A 15,385-nucleotide genomic window follows, 5' to 3' on the forward strand; every position below is an offset into this window, starting at 1 on the left:
CGCCCCACCTCAGCGCACAGAGAAGCGGCCGCCCCCACCCCGAAAGGAAAGGAGACGGCCGCCCCATTACGGACTCAGAACACCGGCGTACCGTCCCGCGTCAGCCGCCAGTCCACCGAAGCGAACTGCGCACCGTCCACCGAACCCTTCGCCTGCACCCACGCGATGATCGTGTTCCGGATCTCCTCCGAATTGGCCCACAACTGCTTCGCGGCCGGCACATGCGGGAAGTTGCCCCCACCACTGGCCCGGTAGTTGTTCACCGCCAGCACGAACTGCGCCGCCGGATCAATCGCCTTGCCCTCGAACGAGAGACCGACAATCCGCGAACCGTTCGGCTTCGCGATGTCGATGTCATACGTCAGACCCGACACCGCGTCATAGTTGTAATCCGGAGTGTTGTCCGCGTTCGTCAGCTTCGCCGTGTCCACCGGAGCACCGGCCGCCGTCTGCACGTAGTACCGCGCCGAGAACTCCAGATAGTCCTTGATCTGCGCACCCGTCACCAACCGCGCCTCAAGCGTGTTCTCGAACGGATACAGACCCGCCGCGTCCTTGATCGTCACATCACCGGCCGGGATCTGCGCCGTACGCGAGAAGCACGACGCCTGCGACAGCACCGGAAGCGCCGCGTACTCGCCACCCGCCAGCGCCGCCTTCACCGTCTCCGCCTGCACCACATTGATCAGGTCGATGATCGGCTCGTCCTTCCACGCCGCCTCCGCCGTGGTCATCGCCGCCGTCGACGTACCGATCACCTGGTTGACGTACGCCACAACCTTCTTGTGCTCGTCCGCCAGCAGCCGCGTGATCCGCCGGTCCTCCACCGCCGTGTTGGAGTTCAGCACCTGCGAACCGGCCTTCTCGACCACCCAGCGACCCTTCTCCCACACCAGGTCGAAGTCGAACAGCGTCAGCCGCTGCCCCCACTTCAGCGGCTCCGAAAGAACGACCTTCTTGCCGGTCTCCTTGTTCTCCACGAAGTACTCGGGGATCTCCAGATGCGCGTGGCCCACCAGGATCGCGTCGATCCCCGGCACCTGCTCCGCCACCAGACCCGCCGCGTTCTCCACGTACGGAATCTGATCCCCGTACGACGACGTCCCGCTGTTCCCCGAGTGCGCCGACACGATCACCACATCCGCACCCATCGACCGAAGCCGCGGCACGAACTTCGCCGCCTGCTCCTCAAGACCCGGGAACACCATCTTGCCGCCGACGTTCACCTTGTCCCAGATCGCGATACCCGGATTCGTCAGCCCCAGGATCGCCACCTTCACATCCCGGCCGTGCGGCGTCCGCAGCTTCTTGATCACATACGGCGCGAACGCCGGCTTCAGCGTCTTCGCGTCCAGCGCGTTCGCACCCAGCAGCGGGAAATCACACTGCTCCTCGAACTTGCGCAGCACCGGAATCCCGTAGTTGAACTCGTGGTTGCCCAGCGCCGCCGCGTCGTAGCCGATCACGTTCATCGCCTGCGCCATCGGATGCACCGGACCGCGCTTGGCCGTGATCGGATCGATCTTCGCGTAGTAGTACGACAGCTGCGTCCCCTGGATCGTGTCACCCGCATCGATCATCAGGGTGTTGTGGCGGCCCTTCTCCCGGCGCACCTGCTCCACCAGCGTCGAGATCTTCGCCAGACCGACGTCGTTGTGATCCTTGTCGTCGAACTCCTTGTCCGTGAAGTAGTCCCAGTTGAAGACATTGCCGTGCAGATCCGTCGTACCCATCACGGTGAACGAGTACCGCTTCTGCGGACGCCCGTGGTCGTGCCCGTGCCCATGCCCGCGACCGTGTGCCCCGGCCGGAACCGCGGCACCGCCCACGATCGCGGCACCGGCGCCGGCCGCGGCCGACGTACCCAGGAACGTCCTTCGGTTCAGCGGCATCTCGTCTCCCACATCTCAGTTCTGTCCGTACTCGGTGCTCTCGTGCACAACGCGCGTAGATCCCGCACACGCGCGGACAACGCGCGTAGATAATCACCCACGCACCGCACCCGGCAACACCCCTCGCAGGTTTCGTTTCGATGACCACCAGCTGTCGTACCCGAGTGCGAGAGTGGGCCCATGACCGACACCCCGTACTCCTACGGCACCCCCGACCACCCCCGCCTCGCCGTCCGAGGCGAAGCCCGCCTCGAATTCGACCCCGAGACCGCGCGCGTCGGCATCACCGTCAGCGCCCGCGGCCGCGACCGCCGCGCCGCCCTCGACGACCTCACCCAGCGCAACACCACCGTCCTCGAACTCGCCCGCACCTACGGGCCGGCCGTCGAGAAACTCGAAACCGGCGCCTTCTCCATCACCCCCGAACTCACCCAACGCGGCCGCGACGAGAAGATCCGCGCCTACCACGGACGCGTGCACATCACGGCCGTACTCAATGACTTCACCGCACTCGGTGAATTCACCACCCGCATCGCGGACCTCGACATGACCCGCATCGACGGCCCCTGGTGGAACCTGCGCCCCGACTCGCCCGCCCACGGCGAAGCCCGCCGCCAAGCCGTACGCGAAGCCGTCAAGCGCGCCCGCGAGTACGCCGACGCCGTCGGCGCCGGACTCGCGGCCCTCGTCGAACTCGCCGACCTCGGCGCCGAGAACACCGCCCCACCCATGCCGGCCGCTCCCGGCGGTTACGGCTTCACCCGCGGATACGGCGGCGCCCCCGCCGAAGCCGCCCCCGCACTCGACCTCGAACCACAACGCCAGACGGTCTACGCACAGGTGAACGCCCGCTTCATCATGACCCCGCCGAACCTCTGACCGGAATGCTCATCCGAGCACCCCGCCGCACAATTCAACACTTGTCAAAAGGCCTTCACCCAAAGGATGTTGGGCAGTCATCCGGAGCCAATTCACTACCCGTAGGTAAGGTCTAGGCTCAAACCATGCGCCGAGCAAAAATCGTTTGCACCCTAGGACCCGCCACCGACACATATGACCAGATCAAGGCCCTGGTCGCTGCGGGAATGGACATCGCCCGTCTCAACCTCAGCCACGGCACCTACGCCGAACACGAAGAGCGATACCACCGAGTACGCAAAGCATCCGACGAAGCCGGACGCAGCGTCGGAATCCTCGCGGACCTTCAAGGCCCGAAGATCCGCCTGGGACGCTTCCGTGAAGGCCCCGTACTCCTTGAACGCGGCGACGACTTCACCATCACCGTCGAGCCCATGGAGGGCGACCGCCACACCTGCGGCACCACCTACGACGGCCTCAACACCGACGTCGCTCCCGGCGAGCGCATCCTCATCGACGACGGCCGGGTCACCCTCGAAGTGACCGCCGTCGACGGCCCCCGCGTCCACACCACCGTCATCGAAGGAGGCATGGTCTCCGACCACAAGGGACTCAACCTCCCCGGAGTCGCCGTCTCCGTCCCCGCCCTCTCCGAGAAGGACATCGACGACCTCCGCTGGGCCCTGCGCACCGGCGCGGACATCATCGCCCTCTCCTTCGTGCGCAGCGGACGCGACATCGAACCCGTCCACCGCATCATGGACGAGGAAGGCCGGCGCCTGCCCGTCATCGCCAAGGTCGAGAAGCCCCAGGCCGTCGAGAACATCGACGACATCGTCGCCGCCTTCGACGGCATCATGGTCGCCCGCGGCGACCTCGGCGTCGAAATGCCGCTGGAGCAGGTGCCGATCGTCCAGAAGCGCGCGATCAAGCTCGCCAAGCGCAACGCCAAGCCGGTCATCGTCGCCACCCAGATGCTCGACTCGATGATCGACAACTCCCGCCCCACCCGCGCCGAGGCCTCCGACGTCGCCAACGCCGTCATCGACGGCACGGACGCCGTCATGCTCTCCGGCGAGACCAGCGTCGGCAAATACCCCATCGAGACGGTCCGCACGATGTCCCGCATCGTCGAAGCCGCCGAGGAGGACATTCTCGCCAAGGGCCTCCCGCCGCTCACCGACCGCAACAAGCCCCGCACCCAGGGCGGCGCGGTCGCCCGCGCGGCGGCGGAGATGGGTGACTTCCTCGGCGCGAAGTTCCTGGTGGCCTTCACCCAGAGCGGCGACACGGTCAAGCGCCTCTCCCGCTACCGCTCGCCCATCCCGCTCCTGGCCTTCACCCCGGACCCGGCCACCCGCTCCCAGCTGAACCTGACGTGGGGCGTGGAGACGTTCCTGGGCCCGCACGTGGAGTCGACGGACGCGATGGTCGCCCAGGTCGACGAGGAGCTGCTGAAGATCGGCCGCTGCCGGAAGGGCGACGTCGTGGTCATCACGGCCGGCTCGCCGCCCGGAGTCGCGGGCTCGACGAACCTGGTGCGGGTGCACCACATCGGCGAGGACGACAGCCCGAAGTAGCGGGCTCGCTCAGTATTTCGGCCCGACGTGAGCGTCCATGAGGGCGACGGACGCCCGTCGGGCTACGGAGATGTTTTTCCTGTTGGCGTGCTTCCATTCGACCCCGACCTGGTCGAGCGTGCTGGTGAAGAGGCCCAGAATGTCGGCGGACAGGTTGGTGAAGAAGTAGCGGGGGTACTCGTAGCGTCGTTGAACGCCGCCGACGAGGCGTGTGGTCCAGTTGGTGATTCGGCAGCCGTCCGAGTGGATGAGGCCTCGGATGAAGTCCCACGGGTGTTCATCCACGATGTCCTGCTGCCAGGCGGCGAGAGCGATTCTGCGATCGTGCTTCTTGCCGGCGCCGTGCTGGGGAAACAGGCAAGGCCAGTGCTTGCTGGAGCATGTGACGTACTGACATCCCGGACTCGACACGAGACAGACTTTGTTGGCCGGTCGCGCGATCTGTACGGCTTCGACGCAGGCTTGGATGAGGCCTGGCCAGGCGTCTGCGCATGCGATGCGCAGGCTGTACACGCCTCGTTTGGTCGCGCTGATACAGCCGTCGCCGAGGTAGAGGCCGAGCAGGTACGAATATGCGGCTGGGGCGTCGGGAGATCTGGGCGTATCGCCGCATCGAGGGCATTCGCGGCCGCGGTCGTATCCAAGCGGTTCTATTCGTGCGAGCCAGGAACGGATGGCAGCTCGGGAAATGCCGGTCTGCTTGCTTACGGAGTTCTGACTGAAGCCCTGATCGAGGAGAGCCAGCGCCTGCTTACGTGAGTCGAGGTCGTACACGTGGCCGAGCTTGAAGGGTTCTTTGCGCTCAAGGGGAGGAATGGCGCTGCAGTTACACGATCACGTGAATCCACGCCATTTATGTGCGGCCTTGGAATCCAAGGAAAAGTGCCCCAGGTGGGATTCGAACCCACACTGTCCGCTGTTTGAGAGCGGCCTCTCTAACCAGTTGGAGTACTGGGGCCTTAGAAAAGAAGGGTATCCCCTGCCCTGCGTAGTGCCACCATATCGTAGCTAGGTAGGCTCGTGGGAGCTGTACCTGCCCTGGAACAAGGAGCCCCCGTGACCACCCCCGAGTCGCCCCAGCCCGTCGCCGACGACGACAAGTCGCACGTCCCGCCGCTGACGACCCGCGTCGTCATCGCCGAGGACGAGGCGCTCATCCGCCTGGACCTCAAAGAGATGCTGGAGGAAGAGGGGTACTCGGTCGTCGGTGAGGCCGGGGACGGGCAGCAGGCTGTCGAGCTCGCCCGGGAGCACAAGCCCGACCTGGTCATCCTCGATGTGAAGATGCCGGTCCTCGACGGGATCTCGGCGGCCGAGAAGATCGCCGAGGAGTCCATCGCGCCGGTCCTGATGCTCACCGCGTTCTCGCAGCGCGACCTCGTGGAGCGGGCCCGGGACGCCGGGGCGATGGCGTACCTGGTGAAGCCGTTCAGCAAGAGCGACGTGGTGCCGGCCATCGAGATGGCGGTGTCGCGGTTCGCGGAGCTGAAGGCGCTGGAGGGCGAGGTCGCGGACCTGTCGCAGCGGCTGGAGACCCGGAAGCTGGTGGACCGGGCGAAGAGCATCCTGCAGACGGACTACGGGCTGTCCGAGCCCGCCGCGTTCCGCTGGATCCAGAAGACGTCGATGGACCGGCGGCTGTCGATGCAGCAGCTCGCCGAGGCGTTGATCGAGGACGCCGAGGAGAAGAAGAAGGCCGCGGAGTAGCTCCGTACACCTACGCAGAAGGCCCGCGCCCCGGACGGCTCAGTCCGGGGCGCGGGCCTTCTGCGTACGGGCTCAGTCCTCGCCGAGGTAGGCCTTGCGGACCGACTCGTCGTGGAGGAGGTCCGCGCCGGTGCCGGAGAGGACGATCTTGCCGACCTCCATGACGTGGCCCTGGTCGGCCAGCGAGAGCGCCGCCTGGGCGTTCTGCTCGACGAGCAGGATGGTGGTGCCCTGGGCCTTGAGCTCGACGATGGTCTCCATGATCTTCTGCATCATGATCGGGGAGAGGCCCATGGAGGGTTCGTCGAGCATCAGGAGCTTGGGCTGGCACATCAGGGCCCTGCCCATGGCGAGCATCTGCTGCTCGCCGCCCGAGAGGGTGCCGGCGGCCTGCTTGCGGCGTTCCCCGAGGATGGGGAAGAGGTCGTAGGCGCGCTGGATGTCCTTCTCGATGCCTGCCCTGTCGTTGCGGAGGTAGGCGCCGAGCTGGAGGTTCTCGGTGATCGTCAGCCGGGGGAAGATGTGGCGGCCCTCGGGGGAGTGGGCGAGGCCCAGGGCGACGATCTTGTGGGCGGGGATGCCCGTCAGCGGCTTGCCCTCGAACAGGATGCGGCCGCCGAGCGGCTTGAGCAGTCCGGAGAGGGTGCGCAGGGTGGTGGTCTTGCCCGCACCGTTGGTGCCGATCAGGGTGACGACCTGGCCGGCCTCGACGCTGAAGGAGATGCCCTTGACGGCTTCGATCTTGCCGTAGGCGACGCGGAGGTCCTCGACCTCTAGCAGTGCGGTCATCGGGTGTCCTCCTCCTCGGTGCTGGTGGTGTCGGTGGTGGGTGCGGTGGTGGCCGCGGGTGTCTTGGTGGCCACTGCCTCGGCGGCTTCGACCTCGGCGAGCTCTTCGGCGCCGGGGGCGCCTTCGAAGGGGGTGCCGAGATAGGCGGCGACGACGCGTTCGTCGCTCTGGACGACGTCGGAGGTGCCCTCGACGAGCTTTTCGCCCTGGACGAGGACGGTGACGCGGTCGCAGAGGTTGAAGATGAAGCGCATGTCGTGCTCGATGACGAGTACGGCGATGCCCTGGTCGCGGATGGCGAAGATGAGCTCTTCGGTGACGCGGGTTTCCTGCGGGTTCATGCCGGCGGTGGGCTCGTCCAGGAGGAGGAGTCCGGGGTCGCTGGCGAGTGCGCGGGCGATTTCCAGCTTGCGCTGGTCCCCGTAGGGGAGGTTGCGCGCGAGGTGGTCGGCCTTGTCCTGGAGGCCGATGAACTCCAGGAGTTCCATGGCCCGTTCCCGGCTGGCGTTCTCGGCCCTGGTGAATCCGGGGAGGCGCAGGAGGGCGGACCAGAGGCCTTCCTTGGTCCTGGTGTGGCGTCCGACGAGGACGTTCTCCAGGACGGTCATGTTGGCGAAGAGCCGGATGTTCTGGAAGGTGCGGGCGATGCCTGCCTGGGTGACGAGGTGGGGCTTGGGGGGCAGGACGGTGCCCTTGTAGCTGACCTTGCCCTCGGTGGGGACGTAGAGGCCGGTGAGGCAGTTGAAGAAGGTGGTCTTCCCGGCGCCGTTGGGGCCGATGAGGCCGACGATCTCGCCCGCGTTGACGGTGAGGTCGACGTTGTGGACGGCGGTGAGGCCGCCGAACCGCATGGTGACGCCGCTGGCGTCGAGCACGGGGGTGCCGGTGTTCGTGGTGGTGGTCATGGTGGTCACGCCCCCGCCTTGGCGATGCCCGCGTCGACGTCGTCGGATTTCCGGGGCTCCGGTACGTCGAGCTGGTCGGTCTCGTGGAATTCGAGCTGCTTCCGGCGGTCGGCGACCAGTCCTTCGGGGCGCAGGCGCATCAGGAGGATGAGTGCGACGCCGAAGAGGAAGAGCTGGTAGTCCTGCATGAACTGGAGCTTGGCCGGGATGAGGTAGAGCAGGGCCGCGCCGACCAGGGGTCCGCTGAGGGTTCCCATGCCGCCGAGGATGACGGCGGCGAGGAGGAACGCGGAGTTCGGCGGTACGGGGCCGGCGAACTGATACTGCTCGGGCGTCACCGTGTAGTTGACGTGTGACTGCACGGTGCCGGCGAGTCCGGCGAGGGTGGCGCCGAGGGCGAAGGCGAGCAGCTTGAGCCGGAAGGCGTTGATGCCCATGGCGGTGGCGGCGGTCTCGTCCTCGCGGATGGCGACCCAGGCGCGGCCGATGCGGGATTCCCCGGAGCGGCGGAAGACGAGGACGACGACGGCGGTGAACAGGAGCATCAGCAGGTAGTAGTTGGCGGACCTGCCGAGGGTGAAGCCGCCGATGTCGTGCTTGAGCCCGAAGTCGATTCCGAAGAGGTTGAGGTCGGGGATGCTCGGGATGCCCTGGGAGCCGTTGGTGAGGTCGGGTCCGCTGTTGCCGTTGAGGTTGTTCACGGTGAGGCGGAAGATTTCACCGAAGCCGAGCGTGACGATGGCGAGGTAGTCGCCGCGTAGTCGCAGGGTTGGGGCGCCGATGAGGACGCCGAAGACCAGTGAGGCTCCGGCGCCGGTGAGGATGGCGGCCCAGAAGGGGAATTCGACGCCGATGGCCGACATGGTGGAGCCGGAGACCAGGGCGGCGGCGTAGGCGCCGACGCCGAGGAAGGCGACGTAGCCGAGGTCGAGGAGGCCGGCGAGGCCGACGACGACGTTCAGGCCGAGCGCGACGGTCGCGAAGATGAGGATGTTGGCGCCGATGAGCGCGTATTCCTCTTTCTGCTGCGTGAAGGGGAAGCAGACGGCTGCGACGAGTGCGGCGGTGAGGGTGATGTTGCGGTGCTTCGAGGTCAGCGCGGTGATGCGGGAGATGAGTCCGGCGCGGTTCAGCGCGGTGAAGGCGAAGGCGGCGGTGATGAGGAAGCCGATGAAGAGTTCGGTGTAGTCGGTGTCGATGCCGTAGGCGAAGATGAAGAGGCCGATGCCGAAGGCTATGACGATGGTGAGGATCTCGGCCCAGGCGGGCAGGGGTGCCGCGCGGCGGGCGGAGGGTGCGGCGAGGCCGTTGCGGAAGCGCTGCCAGCCGGAGCCCGCGTTCCCGGTGTCGGGGAGGGGCTGGTCGGCGGGGAGCCCGTGGGCGGCGATGACGGCGAGGAGTGAGCCGATGCCGCTGACCCAGGCGCCGGGTTCGAGGTTGACGACGCCGCCGAGGTCGTAGGTGATGGCGCCGATGGTGTAGGCGGTGGTGCCGAAGGTCCCGAGTGCCAGGAGGCGTACGGGGCTGTTGGTGCCGCCGGGGGTGAGCCAGCCGAGGCCGCGGATGCCGTACCCGGAGAGGGTGAGGAGCAGGGTGAGTGCGGCGCCGATGAGGGTGAGGACCTGGAGGCCGCCGGGGTAGCCGGTGACGGTGAGGTCGCCGGGGAACTGGTCGGTCCAGGTCCAGGCGAGGAAGGTGCCGACGAGGGCGACGGCGGCGCCTGCCGTGGTCGCGATGCGGGCCGCGGAGGCGGGCATCGGGATCGGGGCGGCGGCGGGGGGCGTGGTGGTGTTGGTGGTCATCCGTATCACGCCCGATCCGCGACGCGTTCGCCGAGCAGGCCCTGGGGGCGGAGCAGCAGGACGATGATGAGGAGGACGAAGGCCCATACGTCCTTCCAGGCGCCGCCGCCGAAGAGTTCCATGCCGGGGACGTCGCTCATGTAGCCGGTGGCGAGTGATTCGGCGATGCCGAGTACGACGCCGCCGAGCATGGCGCCGTAGATGTTGCCGATTCCGCCGAGCACGGCCGCGGTGAAGGCTTTGAGGCCCATGATGAAGCCCATTTTGAAGCCGATCTGGCCGCTCTTGAGCCCGTAGGCGACGGCGGCGACGGCTGCGAACGCGGCACCGATGGCGAAGGCCATGACGATGATGCGGTCGGTGTTGATGCCCATGAGCTTGGCGGTGTCGGGGTCCTGGCTGGTGGCCTGCATGCCCCGGCCGGCGCGGGTCTTGGAGACGAAGAGGCCGAGGGCGATCATGCAGACGGGTGCGCTGATCAGGACGAAGAGGTCGCCGCGCTGGATGTGGGCGCCGAAGATGTCGAGGGCGTCACCCTTGAACTGGGGGAAGGAGCGGTCCTTCTTGGCGTCCGGGTACCACTTCCAGATGGCCTGCTGGAGGGCGAGGGAGAGGCCGATGGCGGTGATGAGCGGGGCCAGCCGCGGTGCGTTGCGCAGGGGCCGGTAGGCGAAGCGTTCGGCGGCTGCGCTGATGGCGACGGAGCAGACGACGCCGCCGATGATCATGAGGGGGATGATTGCGAGGAGGTTGGAACCGGCCGGCATCCAGAGGTAGACGGTGAGGGCCCCGAAGCCTCCGATCATGAAGATCTCGCCGTGGGCGAAGTTGATGAGCTGGATGATTCCGTAGACCATCGTGTATCCGATCGCGATGAGTCCGTACATCGCGCCGAGGATGAGTCCATTGGCCAGCTGTTGCGGCAGTTCGTGCACCGCAGGGCCTCCGTGGAGTGGTTCGGATATGGCACCGCGCGGGAGCGCTCTTGGCGCTCCCGCGCGGTCTGGTGTCAGTCAGTGGTGACCGGGGAGCTGGTTACGGCTTGTAGGCCTCGCTGAGCTTGGAGGCCCACTTGCCGCCGTCGACCTGGTAGGCGGTCATCATGGTGTTGGTGGTGTCGCCGAACTCGTCGAAGGAGACGGGGCCGGTGACGCCGTCGAACTTGACCTTGCTCATGGCGTCGAGGACCTTGGCGCGCGGGTCGTCGGGGAGCTTGCCGTCGTTCTCGGCGACGACGAGCTTGACGGCCTCGATGATCGACCAGGTGGCGTCGTAGGTGCCGCCGCCGTAGGCCTCGTAGGCGTCCTTGTATCCGGCCGTCTTGTAGTCCGCGATGAAGGTCTTGGCGGAGTCGAGCTCCTCGACGGGCTTGCCGACGGAGGTGGCGATGTCGCCCTGGGCCTTCTTGTTGAGCTTGATGAAGTCGGCGCTGTAGAGGCCGTCGCCGCCCATGAGGGGGATCTTGACGCTGTCCTTGAGCTGCTGGCTCAGGGGCGCGCCGGCGGGGTACTCACCGCCGTAGTAGACGGCCTTGGCGCCGGACTTCTTGACCTTGGTGACGACGGCGTTGAAGTCGCGGTCGTCGGGGTTGATGTGGTCGGCGCCGGAGATCTTGCCGCCGAGGCCGGTGAAGGTCGCCTTGAAGGAGGCTGCGAGACCGGCGCCGTAGGGCTTCTGGTCGTCGATGAGGTAGACCTGCTTGATCTTCGCGTTGTTGTAGAGGTACTTCGCGGCGAAGGCGCCCTGGATCTGGTCCGTGGTGGCGGTGCGGAAGTAGGTCTTGAAGGGGCGCTTCTTGTCGCCGGTCTTCCAGTTCTCGCCCTGGGTCAGTTCGGTGCCCGTGTTGGCGGGGGAGACCTGGGTGAGGCTGGCGTCGTTGAGCGGCTTCTGCATCGACTGCGAGACGCCGGAGTTCAGGGGGCCGACGACGCCGAGGACGGTGTCGTCGTCGATGAACTTCTGGGCGTTCTGCTGGCCGACGGAGGGCTGCGCCTGGTCGTCGAGGGGCTGGACGACGAACTTGATGCCGGGGACGGTCTTGTCCTTGTTCGCCGTCTTGGCGGCGAGGTCGGCGGAGTTCTTGATGCCGAGGCCGAGCGCGGACAGGTCACCGGTGATGGGTGCGTCGACGCCGATGACGACGGTCTGGGTGCCGCCGCTGTCGCTGCTCTTCTTGTCGTCGTCGCGCGACCCGCAGGCGGTGAGTGTCAGTGCTCCTGTGGTGAGCACTGTGGTGAGGATGAGCAAAGAACGGTGTCGCACGAAAAGTCCTTTCCCTGGCGCGGCCTCCTCTGCTTGAGGTGCCGTGTCGTTCGCCGGGCCGTACTGGTTGGTACAGGGCCGTGCCGCAGTCGCGCCCGGCGGCGCGGTGACTGGCGGTGACTCTAAGGGCAGGGGCGGGGGTCGGGGATGGGTCAGCCGAATGATGTGACTGTCTTGTTATGCCTTTGAGGAAGGCTTGAGGTGGCTGTGGGGACATGTACGGCTTTTTACTGGAGCGCGAAGTGACCGCATTCTGAGAACGCGCAGCTCTGCTAAGGGGCTTGAAGCGATCTTGCTGCTGTCGCGTGGTGGGGGCGCGGGAGGCCGCGTGAGCGCGCGCGGAAGTGCCCGGTGCCTGCGGGGCCGGGTGGCCCGGGGTGTGCCGGGGAGGGTTCACATTGCGCAGATGTTACGCAGTGTTACGTCGGGGGCGGTGTGGTCGACGCGGGGTGGCGGGTACGCGGGCGGGCGTGGCTGCTGAGTGGGCCATAGAACGAGGCTCGGGGTCAAGGGTGTTGGGCGGTGCGGGTGGGCAAGTTCGTTGTGCGGGGCGGTGATTGTGGGTGGATATGGCGCTGCCCGGCCGGTTTGCGGTCCGGCCGGGCAGTGGGGGTGCGGGGGTGCCGGGCGGTCAGGCGGTCTCGTTCTTGGGCACGTCGCGCAGGAGGCAGGTGAGGCGGGCGGTGCAGACGCGCTTGTCGTGTTCGTCGGTGATGACGATCTCGTAGGTGGTGGTGGTGCGGCCCCGGTGTACGGGGGTGGCGACGCCGGTGACGAGGCCGCTGCGTACCCCTCGGTGATGGGTGCAGTTCAGGTCGACGCCGACGGCGACCTTGGTGGCGCCGCCGTGGAGCATGGCGCCGACGGAGCCGAGGGTCTCGGCGAGGACGGCTGAGGCGCCGCCGTGCAGGAGTCCGTAGGGCTGGGTGTTGCCCTCGACGGGCATGGTGCCGACGACGCGGTCGGCGGCGGCCTCGGTGATCCGGACGCCCATGCGTTCGCCGAGGTGTCCGGCGGAGAAGAGGGCCGGCAGGTCGACGCCGAGGGCGGCGTACTCGTCGATGATCTCCTGGGGGAACTTGGGTGCGGTGTGCTCGCCCATGGGTCCGGCTCCGTCTCTCTGCGGTGGTGCGCTGTGGCGTGTGGTGTCCGTTGTTCTTATCAGACGGCTGAGCGGGCGCTTAGGTTTTGTCGCCGGGATCACGCCCGGCCCGGGTGTCAGCGGACGTTCTCGAAGCGGATCACGACGGATTTGCTGGCGGGGGTGTTACTGGTGTCGGCGGTGGAGCCGAGGGGGACCAGGACGTTGGTCTCGGGGTAGTAGGCGGCTGCGCAGCCCCGGGCGGTGGGGTAGCGGACGACGCGGAAGCCGGGGGCGCGCCGCTCGGTTCCGTCCTTCCATTCGCTGACGAGGTCGGCGTAGGCCCCGTCGGCGAGGCCGAGGGCGGTGGCGTCGTCGGGGTTGACGAGGACGACGCGGCGGCCGCCCTTGATGCCCCGGTAGCGGTCGTCGAGGCCGTAGATGGTGGTGTTGTACTGGTCGTGGGAGCGCAGGGTCTGCAACAGCAGGCGCCCTTCGGGGAGTTCGGGGAACTCGACGGGGGCGGCGGTGAAGTTGGCCCGGCCGGTGGCGGTGGGGAAGCGGCGGGAGTCGCGGGGGCCGTGCGGGAGGGCGAATCCGCCGGGGTGGGCGACGCGTTGGTTGAAGTTGTCGAAGCCGGGGACGACGCGGGAGATGCGGTCGCGGATCGTGCCGTAGTCCTTCTCGAACTCCTCCCACGGTGTGGTGGAGGCGGGTCCGAGCACGGCGCGGGCGAGGCGGGCGACGATGGCGGGTTCGGAGAGCAGGTGGGGGCTTGCGGGGGTGAGGTTGCCGCGCGAGGCGTGGACCATGCTCATGGAGTCCTCGACGGTGACGAACTGCTTGCCGCCGGCCTGGACGTCCTTGTCGGTGCGGCCCAGGGTGGGCAGGATGAGGGCGCGGGTGCCGGTGACGGCGTGGGAGCGGTTGACCTTGGTGGAGACGTGGACGGTGAGGCGGGCCCGGCGCATGGCGGCCTCGGTGACGTCGGTGTCGGGGGTGGCTGCGACGAAGTTGCCGCCCATGGCGAAGAAGACCTTGGCGTCGCCGTCGCGCAGGGCCTGGATGGAGCGGACCACGTCGTAGCCGTGGTGGCGCGGTGAGGTGATGCCGAACTCCTGGTCGAGGGCGTCGAGGAATTCGGGTGCGGGCCGTTCGAAGATGCCCATGGTGCGGTCGCCCTGGACGTTGGAGTGGCCGCGGACGGGGCAGACGCCGGAGCCGGTGCGGCCGATGTTGCCGCGCAGGAGCAGGAAGTTGACGACTTCGCGGATGGTCGGCACGGAGTGCTTGTGCTGGGTGAGGCCCATGGCCCAGCACACGATGGTGCGCCTGGAGGCGAGGACCATCGTCAGGGCCTCTTCGATGGCGGCGCGCTCCAGGCCGGTGGCGGCGAGGGTCTCGTCCCAGTCGGCCTCGGCGGCCGCTTCGGCGAACGCCTCGTAGCCGTGGGTGTGTTCCGCGACGAAGGCCTCGTCGACGGCGCCCTCGGTCTGCAGGATCAGCTTGTTGAGGAGCCGGAAGAGGGCCTGGTCGCCGCCGATGCGGATCTGGAGGAACAGGTCGTTGAGGGCGGTGCCCTTGATCATGCCGAGCGGGGTCTGCGGGTTCTTGAACCGTTCGAGGCCGGCCTCGGGCAGCGGGTTCACGGAGATGATCTTCGCGCCGGCGGACTTGGCCTTCTCCAGGGCGGAGAGCATCCGGGGGTGGTTGGTGCCGGGGTTCTGTCCGGCGACGATGATCAGGTCGGCGTGGTGCAGGTCCTCCAGGGACACCGAGCCCTTGCCGACGCCGATGGTCTCCGTCAGCGCCGAGCCGGAGGACTCGTGGCACATGTTGGAGCAGTCGGGCAGGTTGTTGGTGCCGAATTCGCGAGCGAACAGCTGGAGCAGGAACGCGGCCTCGTTGCTGGTGCGCCCGGAGGTGTAGAAGAGGGCCTCGTCGGGGGAGCCGAGCGCGCCGAGCTCCTCGGCGATGATGGCGAAGGCGCGCTCCCAGGTCACGGCCTGGTACCGGTCGGCGCCCTCGGGCAGGTACACGGGCTGCGTGATGCGTCCCTGCTGGCCGAGCCAGTAGCCGCTGCGGGTGGCGAGGTCGGCGACGGGGTGGGCGGCGAAGAAGTCCGGGGTGACGCGGCGCAGCGTCGCCTCCTCCGCGACGGCCTTGGCGCCGTTCTCGCAGAATTCGGCGGTGTGCCGCTTGTCGCCCTCGGGCCAGGCGCATCCGGGGCAGTCGAAGCCGTCCTTCTGGTTGACCTTGAGGAGGGTCTGCGCGGTGCGGCGCACCCCCATCTGCTGCTGGGCCATGCGCAGGCTGTGGGCGACGGCGGGCAGCCCGGCGGCCGCGTGCTGGGCCGGTTCGACCTGCGGCGCGTCCTGGACCGGGTCTCCTGCGGGCGGCTTGCTGGCCATCGTCTTTCCCCTTTGAGCCGGCTGCGGACCGGCTGGGGTCCGCTGTGCGTGTTTCCTTCTCTCCCGATCCTGGCACGCGGCGCGCCGCAGCGGCCCGC

Annotated in this window: 12 protein-coding genes and 1 tRNA gene; 3 read left to right on the top strand and 10 right to left on the bottom strand. The window is 67.7% G+C overall.

The features are described from left to right. Nucleotides 1-74: 74 nt before the first annotated feature. Nucleotides 75-1,892, bottom strand: coding sequence for a bifunctional UDP-sugar hydrolase/5'-nucleotidase (locus tag EDD93_RS21305; RefSeq protein WP_123527903.1), 1,818 nt, complete (start codon nucleotides 1,890-1,892; stop codon nucleotides 75-77). Between the two features lie 180 nt (nucleotides 1,893-2,072). Between EDD93_RS21305 and EDD93_RS21310 the strand changes: the two genes are divergently transcribed. Both EDD93_RS21310 and pyk read left to right on the top strand, forming a co-directional pair. Further along, the gene (locus tag EDD93_RS21310; RefSeq protein ID WP_123526666.1) at nucleotides 2,073-2,771 is read left to right on the top strand and encodes an SIMPL domain-containing protein; all 699 of its coding nucleotides are present in this window, start codon (nucleotides 2,073-2,075) and stop codon (nucleotides 2,769-2,771) included. A gap of 125 nt (nucleotides 2,772-2,896) precedes the next feature. Further along, nucleotides 2,897-4,330 (top strand): pyruvate kinase, encoded by a 1,434-nt coding sequence (gene pyk / locus EDD93_RS21315; protein ID WP_123526667.1) that lies wholly within the window; start codon nucleotides 2,897-2,899, stop codon nucleotides 4,328-4,330. A gap of 9 nt (nucleotides 4,331-4,339) precedes the next feature. Here the strand turns inward: pyk and EDD93_RS21320 are convergent, their stop codons facing one another. Continuing rightward, a complete protein-coding gene (locus tag EDD93_RS21320) occupies nucleotides 4,340-5,104 on the bottom strand; it encodes a helix-turn-helix domain-containing protein (RefSeq protein WP_123526668.1) in 765 nt (254 codons plus the stop codon). Between the two features lie 109 nt (nucleotides 5,105-5,213). Beyond that, nucleotides 5,214-5,288, bottom strand: a tRNA-Leu gene (locus EDD93_RS21325). A 98-nt stretch (nucleotides 5,289-5,386) separates the two neighbouring features. Between EDD93_RS21325 and EDD93_RS21330 the strand changes: the two genes are divergently transcribed. Continuing rightward, entirely contained in the window at nucleotides 5,387-6,037 is a 651-nt protein-coding gene (locus tag EDD93_RS21330) for an ANTAR domain-containing response regulator (protein ID WP_123526669.1), read from the top strand. 72 nt (nucleotides 6,038-6,109) lie between these two features. Here the strand turns inward: EDD93_RS21330 and EDD93_RS21335 are convergent, their stop codons facing one another. From EDD93_RS21335 to EDD93_RS21365, 7 genes are all read right to left on the bottom strand, one after another. Continuing rightward, entirely contained in the window at nucleotides 6,110-6,826 is a 717-nt protein-coding gene (locus EDD93_RS21335) for an ABC transporter ATP-binding protein (RefSeq protein ID WP_123526670.1), read from the bottom strand. Continuing rightward, the gene (locus EDD93_RS21340; RefSeq protein ID WP_185092509.1) at nucleotides 6,823-7,731 is read right to left on the bottom strand and encodes an ABC transporter ATP-binding protein; all 909 of its coding nucleotides are present in this window, start codon (nucleotides 7,729-7,731) and stop codon (nucleotides 6,823-6,825) included. The genes EDD93_RS21335 and EDD93_RS21340 overlap by 4 nt, the downstream gene beginning before the upstream one ends. A gap of 5 nt (nucleotides 7,732-7,736) precedes the next feature. Continuing rightward, complete coding sequence (locus tag EDD93_RS21345) at nucleotides 7,737-9,533, bottom strand: branched-chain amino acid ABC transporter permease (RefSeq protein ID WP_123526672.1); 1,797 nt, start codon at nucleotides 9,531-9,533, stop codon at nucleotides 7,737-7,739. Between the two features lie 5 nt (nucleotides 9,534-9,538). After that, on the bottom strand, nucleotides 9,539-10,468 hold the full coding sequence (locus EDD93_RS21350; protein ID WP_123526673.1) for a branched-chain amino acid ABC transporter permease: 930 nt from the start codon (nucleotides 10,466-10,468) through the stop codon (nucleotides 9,539-9,541). 100 nt (nucleotides 10,469-10,568) lie between these two features. Further along, the gene (locus EDD93_RS21355) at nucleotides 10,569-11,780 is read right to left on the bottom strand and encodes a branched-chain amino acid ABC transporter substrate-binding protein (RefSeq protein WP_123526674.1); all 1,212 of its coding nucleotides are present in this window, start codon (nucleotides 11,778-11,780) and stop codon (nucleotides 10,569-10,571) included. Between the two features lie 646 nt (nucleotides 11,781-12,426). Continuing rightward, nucleotides 12,427-12,897 (bottom strand): PaaI family thioesterase, encoded by a 471-nt coding sequence (locus EDD93_RS21360; RefSeq protein WP_123526675.1) that lies wholly within the window; start codon nucleotides 12,895-12,897, stop codon nucleotides 12,427-12,429. Between the two features lie 116 nt (nucleotides 12,898-13,013). Next, nucleotides 13,014-15,287 (bottom strand): FdhF/YdeP family oxidoreductase, encoded by a 2,274-nt coding sequence (locus EDD93_RS21365; RefSeq protein WP_123526676.1) that lies wholly within the window; start codon nucleotides 15,285-15,287, stop codon nucleotides 13,014-13,016. Nucleotides 15,288-15,385: the final 98 nt, after the last annotated feature.

This window comes from Streptomyces sp. 840.1 (assembly GCF_003751445.1).
Classification (GTDB): Bacteria; Actinomycetota; Actinomycetes; order Streptomycetales; family Streptomycetaceae; genus Streptomyces.